The organism is Nitrosomonas ureae (assembly GCF_900206265.1).
GTDB lineage: Bacteria > Pseudomonadota > Gammaproteobacteria > Burkholderiales > Nitrosomonadaceae > Nitrosomonas > Nitrosomonas ureae_C.
Genome location: NZ_LT907782.1, coordinates 123,777 through 136,498 on the forward strand (window position 1 = coordinate 123,777; position 12,722 = coordinate 136,498).

Below are 12,722 nucleotides of genomic sequence, written 5' to 3' on the forward strand. Positions count from 1 at the left end.
AATTTTCAACTTTGACTATTAAGTAAATGATGTGCCTCCTGTTTTGCACCGAGCAAGCTGACTTCAGGATTAGTAATTATATACACAGGGAATTCGCGCATTAATTCAGAAAATCTTCCTTTGGCATGGAACGCCCGCATAAAGCCGCCAAGCTTTAGAATATTGAGAATCCTGGGCGCGATGCCGCCAGCAATATATACGCCGCCTCGCGTGAGTCCTGTCAAAGCCAGATTGCCCGCATAGGCGCCATAGATATCGGCAAATATATTGATGGATTTTATCGCGATTGGATGTTGGTGGGTAAGTGCAAGTGTCGTAATTGTGGCGCCGCTATCCTCTTCCAGGTGGATAGGTGCAAGGTTTGAGGCTGTTGTAGAGTTCATTTGCAGGAATTTGAAAATATTGGTTAATCCGGATCCTGAAAGCAATCGCTCTACGGACACATGGCCGAATTTGTTGTGGAGTGTTTCCAGTAACTGAATTTGTAGCGTGCTGGTTGGAGCAAAATCCATATGACCCGCCTCGGTAGGCACTGCAAAATAACGGTCTTCAAACCAAGTGAGCCAGGCGACACCCATGCCGGTACCTGCACCGAGTACCACGCGCATTGAGTGTGTCAGCGATTTTCCAGCCTGCAGTATTGCCACATCGTCAGGCGACAAGCTTTCAATACCTAAAGCAGCTGCTTCAAAATCGTTAATCAGTTTGACAGCAGGAATTGAAAATTCGGTAGAGAGGGTGCTACTGTTGATTTGCCAAGGTAAGTTGGTTAGTTTTGCCTGTTGCGTAACAACGGGGCCTGCGACCGCAAAGCATGCCGCAAGGGGGCGATCGGTACCTCGGGTTCGGTTCAGAAAATCTTGGAAAATTTCGGAGAAAGTTGCAAAATTGTGATTGTCATAACGGTGTGTGAATAATGCTCGCACCTTACCATTACTTATTTCTGCTGATTGCAGAATGGTTTTGGTGCCGCCGATATCTCCACAGACGAATTGCTTATTCAAGTGTTGTTTATTTGGAAATTAATCAGAAATATTATTGTGAGACTGATAAACGACTTTAACAAAACCAACGAGCAGTATACCTTGAACGGGTAGTATACATTGATCTACATGTTTTCATTGCCTCTCGCGTTAATTGACATACAATGGGCTATTCAATGATTAATTCTGGTATTGCATAATTCAAAATGACTGAACCGTTGATTATTGCCAAAATCGGCAGTGCCGAGTTAGAACTTTTGCCTGAAATGTCCACTCGGCACGGTTGTATCACGGGTGCGACGGGGACGGGCAAGACGGTGACCTTGCAGAAACTGGCAGAAAGTTTTTCGGGTATCGGTGTGCCGGTATTTATGGCCGATGTCAAAGGCGATTTAACAGGCATTAGCAAACCCGGTTCGCTGACAGATAAAATAAAAAACCGTCTGAGTATGATGCAGATGCATATTCCTGAATGGAAAGGGTTTCCAGTTACCTTGTGGGATGTGTTACAAGAAAACGGGCATCCGCTGCGTGCAACCATTTCCGACATGGGGCCGTTGTTGCTGGCTCGTCTGCTGAATCTCAATGAAACACAGGAAGGTGTGATAACGCTGGTTTTCAAGGTGGCGGATGATTATGGATTATTACTGCTCGATCTCAAAGACTTGCGGGCATTGCTGCAATTTGTCGGTGATAATGCTGATAGATTTAAAACTCAATATGGCAGCGTTTCCTCGGCATCGATTGGTGCCATCCAGCGTGGTTTGTTACAGATAGAAGAACAAGGCGGGGACCAATTTTTCGGTGAACCCATGTTGAATATTGAGGATTTGCTGCAAACTATCGATGGCAAAGGTGTCATTAATATTCTGGCTGCTGATAAGCTATTAAACTTCCCGCGATTGTATAGTACCTTTTTGCTATGGATGCTATCCGAGTTATACGAGAATTTGCCGGAAATCGGGGATCGTGATAAACCTAAACTGGTATTCTTTTTCGATGAAGCGCATTTGCTGTTTAGCACAGCATCCCCTGCCTTGCTGGAAAAAATCGAACAGGTTGTCAGGTTGATACGTTCCAAAGGTGTCGGGGTTTACTTTGTAACGCAAAATCCATTTGATATTCCGCAGAAGGTATTAGCCCAGTTGGGTAACCGGATTCAGCATGCGTTACGCGCATTTACGCCGCGTGATCAAAAAGCTGTGAATTCTGTTGCTGAAACTATGCGCCCCAATCCGGAGCTGAATATCAAGCAGGCTATCATTGAGCTTTCCGTGGGTGAAGCACTGATTTCTTTTCTTGAGCGCGACGGCTCTCCAGGTATTACCGAACGTGCGTATATCCTTCCTCCGGTTAGCCAGATTGGGCCTATTACACTCGAAGAGCGGCAGCAGTTGCTGCAATCTTCTATTGTAACGGGTGTGTATGAGCAGGAAATTGACCGTGAGAGTGCCTTTGAATTATTACAGGCGCGGACGGGTAAAAACATGTTGGCTAGTGCTTCGCAGGCTCCTGACGATGAGAGCCTGAAGAAACCTTCGGAAGAAGGGATTCTGAAAGATCTAGGTGATTTATTCTCAAAACCTTCGGGAAGACGAGGGGGGCAGCGCGAGGGGGTTATTGATGCGATGGCAAAAAGCGCAGCGCGTTCGATAGGATCGTCAATTGCTCGTGAAATTACTCGTGGTCTGCTCGGATCGTTATTGGGTAGGCGGCGTTAGCAGGCCAGCACTTAAAAACATACCGGATTATTACGCGCCATCTCCATCGGATTGTTCAACTTCTTGCAATTTTGATTAAATCAATATCTGCAACGTACATATCATTCTTTGCCGGATTCAAATCCAAAGACCGCATACATGCAGGCTCACCTTACCCATTGATTCAACTGATTCATTGCTGAATCGGCGCTATCGGAAGGTTCTCTGATTGTGCCTATTCATCCATAAAATTTACTCAGCATTGTGTAAACCGAACCATTGGGTTGGCGTTAATGGGCATGGTTTTGCTTAATTTAAATTTCTTGTTGCATCGATTGATTAAATTTCCAGAGTCTCTATAAAACAAACCGGCCATGCAAAAACTCAATATCGCTTATACCTGCAATATCCGCCATCCAGGCATGGAAGATGAGCGCTACGGTGAATTTGAAAGCCCGGCAACCATTGCAGCAGTAGCAACAGCGCTTGAGCGTGTGGGTGCGGATGTTGAAGTGATTGATGTGGGCAAGGATATTTACCATCAGCTCGAAAAGCGCAGGCACCAAATCGATCTGGTATTCAATAACGCAGAGGGCCTGGAGGAGAAAGAGTTGCGCGAAGCCATTGTTCCCTTCTTTTGTGAGCATTTGGGCATTCCGTATACCGGCAGCAGCCCCAAGACTTTTATCAACAAAATGGATAAGGCAACGGCAAAAAGAATTGTTGCCTATGAAGGAGTGCCAACAGCGAAATTTCAACTCATGGTGCCGGGCGATCAACTCAAGAATCTGGCTTTTCCCTTAATGGTTAAACCCTACAGCGAGGGAACCAGTATCGGTATCAGCCAGAAAAGCAAAGTGCATGATGAAGCAGAGCTTAATGCCGCCATTGCAGCGGTTTATTCTCAGTGTGAGCAAGCTGCGTTGGTGGAAGAATTTCTGCCTGGAACCGAATACACGATCGGTTTGATTGGAAATTATGTATTACCGATACTGGAAATTAATTTTGCCCATATTCCCGGGCATCCCCAGCTGCGCGATCCGCATGTAAAAAGTATTGAAAATCCATATATTTCTCATATGGCGTGGACAGATCAAGCCAGAAATTTTGCCAAGATGGCGATAGCGGCGCATGAAGCGCTTGAGGCACGTGATTATAATCGCATGGATTTTCGCGTGCGTGAGGGCCAGTTGTACTTCCTGGAGGCTAATGTCATACCCGGCATCCATCCAACAGACGCGGATCTCACTAACATGTGCCGGCACGTTGGCATCGTGCACCAGGATATGGTCGCACTTATCGTCGATAAAGCGGTGAAGCGGCTGGCATTGCGCTATCCCGAAAGATTCCATGACAAAACCCAATGGCTCGAGGACATCGCGGATTCAACTATTAACAAGGTGGCGAAAGCTGGTTTTCTTACTCATCAAGGGCGGATGTATACCCTGCTCGGAAAATAACTCATCTATAAATGAAATCATGATTGTTCCCATTTCTAAAGACCTGTTTCCTGATCTTGTGAAAATTGCATTGCAAGATTTCAGCTCCTTATATCAAACCGAAGTTCATGCCGAGCTGGAAGACATTGTGCATGGCCGCTGTTTCGGACTGTGTGCCGTGAATGACGGTCGCCCGATTGGGTATGTGATCGCAAAAAGAACAGTTGATACCTATCATTTGCTGACGATCGCAGTGGATGAGAACCATCGGGGCAAAGGCTATGGTTCGCGCTTACTGGATGGCATTTTTGCCGAAGTCGCGCAGCAAGGGGGAAGAATACTCAATGTCATTACCGATGCCGATGCCAGCGAAAGCCTGCGTTTTTATCTTAAAAACGGATTTTTCCTCACCGGCATCGTGCAGGATGAATTTATCTCAGGTGTGGCTCAAGTGCATCTAACCCGAAGGATGGGATCCAGTCTGAAACAAATCAATTTTACAACCGCTTAACGTTGAAAAGGACAAAGCAATGAGGATTATGGCAACAAAAATGGATGGTTGTGGCAACTCATTTCTGTTGGTTGATGAGATGAAGAACCCTGTACCCGGATTCGATCGCGCTCGGATCTCCCATGCCTTGGCAACACAACATGATACCGATGGGATTCTTTATGTGGATCAACAGCAGGGAATGCCCACGATGAAAATTTTTGATCGCGATGGCACCGAAGAAACCATGTGCGGCAACGGGCTGCGTTGTGCAACGCGTTATTTCCGCGATACTTATGTGCGCAGTAATGTATTCAACATCATTACCGGTGATGGTCTGAAGGAAGTGTTCGTCGATAACGACTGCGTGGAGGTCAATTTGGGCGCCGCACGGGATTACCGGCAAATCGATCAGAATTGCCATTATGTGTATACCGGCGTGCCGCATGTCGTGGTCATCGGTTCCGAGATCAGCTTGGAAGCCGCAAGAGCGCAGGGGCAATCGTTGCGCAACGATAAATCACTGTGCGAGTTGGTCGGCCACCCGGAAGGTGTAAATGTCAATTTCATTTGGCGCACTACGGATAGCATTACTCTGCGTACCTTTGAGGTTGGCGTGGAGGATGTTACGCAAAGCTGCGGAACCGGCAGTGCGGCAAGTGCGTATGTTGCCGCTAAGGTGTTTGGAATCGATTTGCCCATTCTGACGCATTCTCTGGGTGGTAGCCTAAGCATCAGAAACGATGGTGGGGGGTTGTCGATCAGCGGTCCGACGCGCTATCAAGGAAAAGTGATCGGGTTTGCCCACGCAAACTTTGCCAGATCCGTCGAACCGGTCGATTTCTGGCAGCGCAATTATGCCTGGCAGGGGATGTAGATCGTTTGCTCATCCTTTTGGAGTTGAAAGATCGGTACGGTTTTTATTATTGCGGCATTGTTAAAGCCGGAAAGTTTTTTCATAAGGCAGGAATATGGAATTCTCATTCGTTACTTTCTTTCTCATCATGGCTGCAATGGCCGTGGCGGATGTTTGCTGGACGCTGTATTTTATCGATGTGGATGAAAGAAGGGCCCATGCTGCCGCGTTCTGGTCGGCGATGATCATTCTGGTTACCGCATTCACCGTCACCAATTATGTCGAGAACAAGATTTATATCGCAGCCGCTTTCCTCGGGGCGTATTTGGGCACCTATGGCACGATTGAATGGAAGAAAAAAATGGAAGCGAAATCAAAGCCAAAAATGATCGATTGAGTTTTTTTGCAACACTTGCTCCGCACCAGCTGCGGTATTACATGCCATTTCATCCCTTGATTGACGAGTTTTAATCGCGCCTAATCATTGTTGAAAATTCCTGGAGTTTGCCCTACGGGATGCCGCAAACGCTGCCCTGAATTCTTTTCTTTCTCCTCCCAGTTAGTGTACGCTGCTGTTTTTTTAAACATATAAGCAGGCTTTTGGGTTGTCATGATTACCGGTGCCATCAAAAATCAAGTCGATCAAATCTGGAACACGTTCTGGTCGGGCGGCGTATCCAATCCTTTGTCGGTGATCGAGCAAATTACCTATCTGTTATTTGCCAAGCGTCTGGATGAATTGCATGCCGCCAAGGAAAAGCAGGCCAGCCTTCTCGGCGAGCCGATACACAACCCCATTTTTGAACCGCAGCAAACCGATCTGCGCTGGTCGTACTTCAAGGATTTCGACCCCGAGCGCAAATTCGCCGTGTTCAAAGATCAAGTGTTTCCGTTCATCAAATCGCTCAATGGCCGCGCCGGGAGTGCGTACACACGTTTCATGAAGGATGCAGTGTTCATCATCCCGACACCCGCGCTACTGGATAAAGTCACCAACATGCTCGACGCCATCCCGATGCACGACCGCGATACCAAGGGCGATCTGTACGAATACATGTTGTCCAAGATCGCCACCGCCGGGCAGAATGGCCAGTTCCGCACGCCGCGGCATATCATCAAACTGATGGTCGAACTCACCGCGCCCACGCCGAAGGACATCATCGGCGATCCGGCGTGCGGCACTTGCGGTTATCTGGTTGCAGCAGCGGAATATCTGGAGCAGCACCACAAAACCATGCTGCTGGATGAAACACTGAAGAAACATTTCCATCACCATATGTTCCACGGCGCCGATTTCGATTCATCGATGTTGCGCATCGGCGCGATGAATATGACGCTGCACGGCATCGACAATCCGTCGATCGACAACCGCGACAGTCTCAGCGAAGACCACGCGCTGCATCGCAACGCCTATACGATAATCCTCGCCAATCCGCCATTCAAAGGTTCGCTCGATTTCGACGGCACCGCCAAGGATCTGCTGCAAGTGTGCAAAACCAAAAAGACCGAACTGCTGTTCATCAGTTTGTTCCTGAAACAGCTTAAGCCTGGCGGGCGCTGCGCCTGCATCGTGCCGGACGGCGTGCTGTTCGGCTCCAGCAACGCGCACCAGCAACTGCGCCGGACACTAGTGGAAGAACACAAACTCAACGCCGTTATCTCCATGCCCTCCGGCGTATTCAAACCCTATGCAGGCGTGTCGACTGCGATCCTGATTTTTACACGCACCGACTCCGGCGGCACCGATAAGGTTTTCTTTTACGATATGCAGGCCGATGGGTTCAGCCTGGACGATAAGCGTGAACCGCTATTGACGCCGGAACAACAAGAACTCATCCGTCATTCCCGCGCAGGCGGGAATCCAGCACTTCATGCCCGAAACAACATCCCGGACATTATCGCCGGATACGGACAATGGCAAGCGACCCGGCAGGGTTTTGCGGATAAAAAGCAACAAGCCTTTGTGGTGGATAAAGCCGACATCGCCGCCAACAAATACGACCTGTCGATCAACCGTTACCGGGAAATTGAATACCAGCAAATCGAATATGAATCGCCGCAGGTCATTTTGGACAAGCTGGAAGCGTTAGAAGCGGAGATTTTGGAGGATTTGAAAGCGTTGAGGAGGATGTTGTGATTTCTCAGACCCCTTTGGTTAAAGTTTGCGAAATCATTATGGGGCAGGCTCCCGTAGGTAGTTCATACAATGAAAGTGGCGAAGGTTATGCTTTGATTGCTGGAGCTGGCGATTTTGGCGAATATTTCCCAGAACCAAAGAAACATACAGTTAAGCCAATTCGTGTATCTAAACTTAATGATCTTATCTTGTGTATTCGTGCAACTATTGGTGATTTAAATTGGAGTGATAAAGAATATTGCCTTGGAAGAGGTGTTGCTGGATTACGGCCTGATCCTGAAAAGCTAGATAAGAGCTATCTTTGGCACTTTATTCAGTCTAATAAAGAGCAACTTGAATCAAAGGGAACGGGATCAACATTTAAACAAATTAGCCGGACTCATATTGAAGAATGGGAAATTCCAGTTCTGCCATTGGAGGAACAAAAGCGCATCGTAGCAATACTGGACAAGGCCGATGCCATACGCCGCAAACGCCAGCAAGCCATCGCCCTCACCGACCAATTCCTCCGCTCCATTTTTTTGGAGCTATTTGGTGATCCGGTGACGAATCCTAAGGGATGGGGTTTGGTAAATTTTGGTTCGGTTGGTCAACTTGATAGAGGTAAATCAAAGCATAGACCAAGAAATGATCCAGTCTTATTGGACGGAGATCATCCACTCATACAAACTGGTGATGTCGCAAATTCTGGCGGATATATTACAGAATATAAATCAACTTATTCTGATGTTGGATTGAGACAAAGTAAGAAATGGCCTGCCGGTACTCTGTGTATTACGATTGCTGCAAATATTGCAAATACGGGAATATTGGAGTTTGATGCTTGCTTTCCTGACAGCATTGTCGGTTTCACTCCTAATGAATTGGTGACAGTCGAATATGTACAAGCTTGGCTTGGGTTTTTACAGAAGATTATCGAAGATGCTGCGCCTGAATCAGCACAAAAGAATATTAATTTGGAAATTCTTAGAGGTTTAGTGATTCCTTTGCCAGCTATTGAGCAGCAGAAGAAATTTAGTCACATAGTTCATCATGCTAAGAGCACAAAAGAAAAACTGGCTAGCAATATAAACGAAATACAAACTCTTTTTGCTAGTTTAACTCAGCGTGCTTTTTGTGGCGAATTAAGCCAAATTGCATAGATGGCGACCATTAAAAATAAATTTGTATAAACTGGATAGTGTGGATACCGGCCTTTGCCGGTATGACGGGCTATTGGGTGAAGGCTGTGATAGTTATGGCGATCATGCCGGTTTGAAGTGGAATGACTGTTAAAACATGACTGAGAAACAACCGGCGGTTTATATGTTGGCCAGCAAACGGAATGGTACGCTATACATTGGTGTGACGTCGAATCTGATCCGGCGGGTTTGGGAGCACAAGCATGATTTGGTGGAGGGTTTTACCAAGAAATATCAGGTGCATCAGCTGGTCTGGTATGAGTTGCATGCAATGATGGATTCCGCGATTAGCCGGGAGAAAGCGATGAAGAATTGGAAACGTGCCTGGAAAGTCAGCAGAATTGAAGCGGTGAATCCTGACTGGCAGGATTTATATCCTGGTATTTTGTAAAAGGCAGTGTTTGTTGATGACAATTTTAATGATCACAGTGTTGTGAAACCGTCTAACTTTAACTTTCTAGCGAAGCATTGGGCTTTTCTGCATGGCGATGCGCAACAGGTGGAACGTTACACGTTGCGTGATCCGCGCGCGGCGGCGATTTATGCGCGGCGCACGTTGGAGTTGTCGCTGCGCTGGTTGTTCGCCAATGATACGGCACTGAAACACCCTTATGAAAAAAGCCTAGCGGCAATGATTCATGAGCCGATGTTTGCCGGCAATATCCGCCAGGGATTGTTTCACGACATCAAATTCATCCACCGGCTGGGCAATGTCGCCGCGCACGGTGATCAACATATTTCCACGCAGGAGAGTGTGAAAGCGGCGATAGCATTACATGCCTTTCTCGGTTGGTTGTCGCGCGTATACACACGCGACAATGTTGCACCACAACCGTTCCAAGTGGATTGGCTGCCGCAGGCTGAAGTACAAACCCTGCCGCTAACGGTATCGCAGCTGGAACAAATCCAGCAGGAATTGGTCGTTAAAGATGCCGCCGCAGCCGCTGCTCATGAGAAACTGACGCAAACGGAAACCGAGCTGGCAGAGCTGCGTGCGCAACTAGCCGCATTACAACAGCTAAAGCAAGTCAACCAGAAAACCATCGGTAGCGGCGAATACACCGAAGCACAGACGCGCGAGCTGATGATCGACGTAATGCTGCGCGAAGCGGGTTGGGACCCGAAGGCGGCGCATGTCACGGAATTTGAAGTGCGCCAGTGCATGCCGACTGTGAACGGAGAGCGCAATGGCACCGGTTATGTCGATTACGTACTGTGGAGCGATGACGGCAAGCCGGTGGCGTTGATCGAAGCCAAGAAAACCCGCCAGGATCCGCTTGCGGGCAAACGCCAGGTGGCATTGTATGCCGATTGCCTGGAGCGACAGTTCGGCCAGCGCCCGGTCATTTATTATTCCAACGGCTACACCACTTGGTTGTGGGATGATAGCTTTTATCCGCCGCGTGAAGTGCAGGGCTTCGCCACCCGTGACGAACTGCAATGGTGCATTCATCAACGCAGTGCGCGGCAGGTGTTGCACAGCATGCAGCCGAAAGTCGGGATTGCCAGCCGCTATTACCAGCAGGAAGCCGCCAAGCGCGTGATGGAACATTTCGGTGACGCATGCAAGCGCAAAAGTTTGATCGTGATGGCAACCGGCACCGGTAAAACCCGCTTGGCAATTGCATTGGTCGACATGCTGATGCGCGCCAACTGGGTGCGGCGCGTGTTATTTCTGGCTGACCGCATTGCACTGGTGAATCAGGCGAAACGCGAATTTAACCGGCATTTGCCGCATGTGTCGGTGGCGAGCTTGCTGGAACCGATACAAGGCGATGCGCGCGTGGTGTTTTCGACGTATCCGACGATGTTGAACTGCATCGACGGTACGCGGCGCGACATCAAAGAAACCTTCAGTGTGGCGCACTTCGATCTGCTGATTATCGACGAAGCGCACCGCTCGGTGTATCAGAAATACGGCGCGATTTTCGATTATTTCGATGCATTGCTGCTGGGGCTGACTGCCACGCCGCGTGGCGAAGTGGAGCGCAATACGTATCGCTTGTTTGAACTTGACGATCACCAGCCGACGTATGCGTACGAATTGGAACAAGCGGTGGCGGATCAATATCTGGTGCCGCCGCGTGCGATTTCGGTGCCGCTCAAATTCCAGCGCGACGGGATTAAATATCGCGACTTATCGCCGGAAGAACAGGAAGAATACGAACGGCAGGAGCGTTTCTATGACGAAGAAAGCGGTGAACTGAAAGAGACCATCGATCCGCCGGCGCTGAATCAGTGGTTGTTCAATGTCGACACGGTGAACAAGGTGTTGATGCACCTGATGGAACACGGCATCAAGGTGGCGGGCGGTGATCAGTTGGGCAAGACCATTATTTTTGCCAAGAACAGTAAGCACGCGGATTTTATCGTCGAGCAGTTTGATAGGAACTATCCGCACTATGCCGGTAAGTTTTGCCAGAAAATCGATTTCTCGGTGAAATATGCGCAAAGCCTGATCGACGATTTCAAGGACAAGCATCGTTTCCCGCAGATCGCGGTGTCGGTCGACATGCTCGACACCGGCATTGATGTGCCGGAAATCGTCAATCTGGTGTTCTTTAAGCTGGTGCGCTCGCGCATTAAGTTCTGGCAAATGATCGGGCGCGGCACGCGGTTGTGCGAAAATCTGTTCGCACCCGGAGAGCACAAACAAGAATTCGTTATTTTCGATTACTGCCAGAACCTGGAATTCTTCGATGCCAATCCTGCCGGATACGATGCGGGGGTACAGGAATCGATAAAACAAAAGATTTTCAAGCGCCGCCTTGCATTGGTTGTCGCGCTGCAGAATGGATCAGCCGGAGATGTGGCGGTGAATGGTTTTGCCGCGCAGTTGAAGACGCAACTGCATAGTGGGGTGGCTGCATTGAATTTGGATAATTTCATCGTACGCCAGCAACGCAAGGAAGTGGAGCAATACACCCGGCAGGAAGCGTGGCAAATCCTGGATGAGCACGATGTGAGCGTACTTGCGGAAAAAATCAGCGGATTGCCGCTTGCGGATGCGGATGACGAATACATGCGCCGTTTTGATTTGTTGATCCTGAATCTGCAACTGGCCATTTTGCAGAACAATCCTGTGCAGGTTAATTATCAGCGCAGTGTGCAGCAGATTGTCAAAGAACTGGAGGATAAATCGGCGATACCCAATGTGGCTGTGCAAATGCCATTGATACTGGAGTTACAGACTGATGCCTGGTGGCAGGATGTTACTCTGCCGGTGCTTGAAGACGTGCGCGTGCGGTTGCGTAAGTTGACGCGATTCATCAGCCCGGAAGAAAGGGCGGATGTGTACACTCATTTCACCGATATGCTGATTCAGGAAGAAACCGCCGAGTATCAGGTGATCAAGCGCGACCCGAATCTGTACAACTACCGCGAGCGGGTGCAGCGTTTTATCCGCGAACATCAGGATCATGTCACGATCCGGCGGTTAAAAAATAATGAACCGATTACGCCGATCGATATTGTTGCGCTGGAAACTATTTTGTTTGCTGACACTGGTCCGATTTCTAAGGATGCATATCAGGAAATTTATGGTCAAGAGCCGTTGGGAAAACTGGTGCGCTCGGTTGTCGGTCTGGAGCGCAGCGCCGCCAAGGCGGTGTTTTCCGGATTTTTAGCGCAGCACCCTAACTTGAGCGCGGATCAGATGGTTTTCTTGAATGAGATTGTCGAATACTTGGTAAGAAATGGTGTTATGGAACCGCGTGCGATTTTTGAAACTCCGTTTAATCATTATCATGAGCTGGGTGTAGTTGGTGTTTTTGGCGATACATTGAGTCGGCAAATTATCGGACATATTCAGTGCGTCAATCAGAATGCCGGGATGGTGAGTACGAGTAGCGCTTAAAGGTTCGGAATAATTTTTATTTTCTATTTCGAACGGAGTGAGAAATCTTTGGTAATTAATAGAATAAATTATTCATTACT

Annotated in this window: 10 protein-coding genes; 9 read left to right on the forward strand and 1 reads right to left on the reverse strand. The window is 48.4% G+C overall.

The window, feature by feature from the left end; genetic code table 11:
• Positions 1–5: 5 nt before the first annotated feature.
• Positions 6–1,004 carry a glucokinase gene (glk, locus tag CPG39_RS00570; RefSeq protein ID WP_096291565.1) on the reverse strand — a complete coding sequence of 333 codons (999 nt, stop codon included), beginning with the start codon at positions 1,002–1,004 and terminating at the stop codon, positions 6–8.
• A gap of 185 nt (positions 1,005–1,189) precedes the next feature.
• On the opposite strand from glk, the gene CPG39_RS00575 reads away from it, so the two are divergent.
• The 9 genes from CPG39_RS00575 (at position 1,190) to CPG39_RS00615 (ending at position 12,642) form a co-directional block, all read left to right on the forward strand.
• Positions 1,190–2,704 carry a helicase HerA-like domain-containing protein gene (locus CPG39_RS00575; protein WP_096291566.1) on the forward strand — a complete coding sequence of 505 codons (1,515 nt, stop codon included), beginning with the start codon at positions 1,190–1,192 and terminating at the stop codon, positions 2,702–2,704.
• Positions 2,705–3,057: 353 nt separating this feature from the next.
• Positions 3,058–4,143 (forward strand): D-alanine--D-alanine ligase family protein, encoded by a 1,086-nt coding sequence (locus tag CPG39_RS00580; RefSeq protein WP_096291567.1) that lies wholly within the window; start codon positions 3,058–3,060, stop codon positions 4,141–4,143.
• A gap of 19 nt (positions 4,144–4,162) precedes the next feature.
• Complete coding sequence (locus tag CPG39_RS00585) at positions 4,163–4,633, forward strand: GNAT family N-acetyltransferase (protein WP_013647291.1); 471 nt, start codon at positions 4,163–4,165, stop codon at positions 4,631–4,633.
• A gap of 28 nt (positions 4,634–4,661) precedes the next feature.
• A complete protein-coding gene (gene dapF / locus CPG39_RS00590; protein WP_172424060.1) occupies positions 4,662–5,489 on the forward strand; it encodes a diaminopimelate epimerase in 828 nt (275 codons plus the stop codon).
• A 94-nt stretch (positions 5,490–5,583) separates the two neighbouring features.
• A complete protein-coding gene (locus tag CPG39_RS00595; RefSeq protein ID WP_096291570.1) occupies positions 5,584–5,865 on the forward strand; it encodes a hypothetical protein in 282 nt (93 codons plus the stop codon).
• A gap of 213 nt (positions 5,866–6,078) precedes the next feature.
• Positions 6,079–7,605 carry a type I restriction-modification system subunit M gene (locus CPG39_RS00600; protein ID WP_096291571.1) on the forward strand — a complete coding sequence of 509 codons (1,527 nt, stop codon included), beginning with the start codon at positions 6,079–6,081 and terminating at the stop codon, positions 7,603–7,605.
• Positions 7,602–8,747, forward strand: coding sequence for a restriction endonuclease subunit S (locus tag CPG39_RS00605; protein WP_096291572.1), 1,146 nt, complete (start codon positions 7,602–7,604; stop codon positions 8,745–8,747). Before CPG39_RS00600 ends, CPG39_RS00605 begins: the two co-directional genes overlap by 4 nt.
• Before the next feature lie 136 nt (positions 8,748–8,883).
• Positions 8,884–9,177, forward strand: a complete 294-nt coding sequence (locus CPG39_RS00610) for a GIY-YIG nuclease family protein (protein WP_096291573.1) — start codon at positions 8,884–8,886, stop codon at positions 9,175–9,177.
• Between the two features lie 42 nt (positions 9,178–9,219).
• Positions 9,220–12,642, forward strand: coding sequence for a DEAD/DEAH box helicase family protein (locus CPG39_RS00615; protein ID WP_096294209.1), 3,423 nt, complete (start codon positions 9,220–9,222; stop codon positions 12,640–12,642).
• Positions 12,643–12,722 lie beyond the last annotated feature (80 nt).

Bases quoted from the DNA above. Each gene is read 5' to 3' on its own strand.
- CPG39_RS00580 (WP_096291567.1), top strand. From the start codon at position 3,058: ATGCAAAAACTCAATATCGCTTATACCTGCAATATCCGCCATCCAGGC.
- CPG39_RS00600 (WP_096291571.1), top strand. From the start codon at position 6,079: ATGATTACCGGTGCCATCAAAAATCAAGTCGATCAAATCTGGAACACG.
- CPG39_RS00585 (WP_013647291.1), top strand. From the start codon at position 4,163: ATGATTGTTCCCATTTCTAAAGACCTGTTTCCTGATCTTGTGAAAATT.
- CPG39_RS00595 (WP_096291570.1), top strand. From the start codon at position 5,584: ATGGAATTCTCATTCGTTACTTTCTTTCTCATCATGGCTGCAATGGCC.
- CPG39_RS00575 (WP_096291566.1), top strand. From the start codon at position 1,190: ATGACTGAACCGTTGATTATTGCCAAAATCGGCAGTGCCGAGTTAGAA.
- CPG39_RS00610 (WP_096291573.1), top strand. From the start codon at position 8,884: ATGACTGAGAAACAACCGGCGGTTTATATGTTGGCCAGCAAACGGAAT.
- dapF (WP_172424060.1), top strand. From the start codon at position 4,662: ATGGCAACAAAAATGGATGGTTGTGGCAACTCATTTCTGTTGGTTGAT.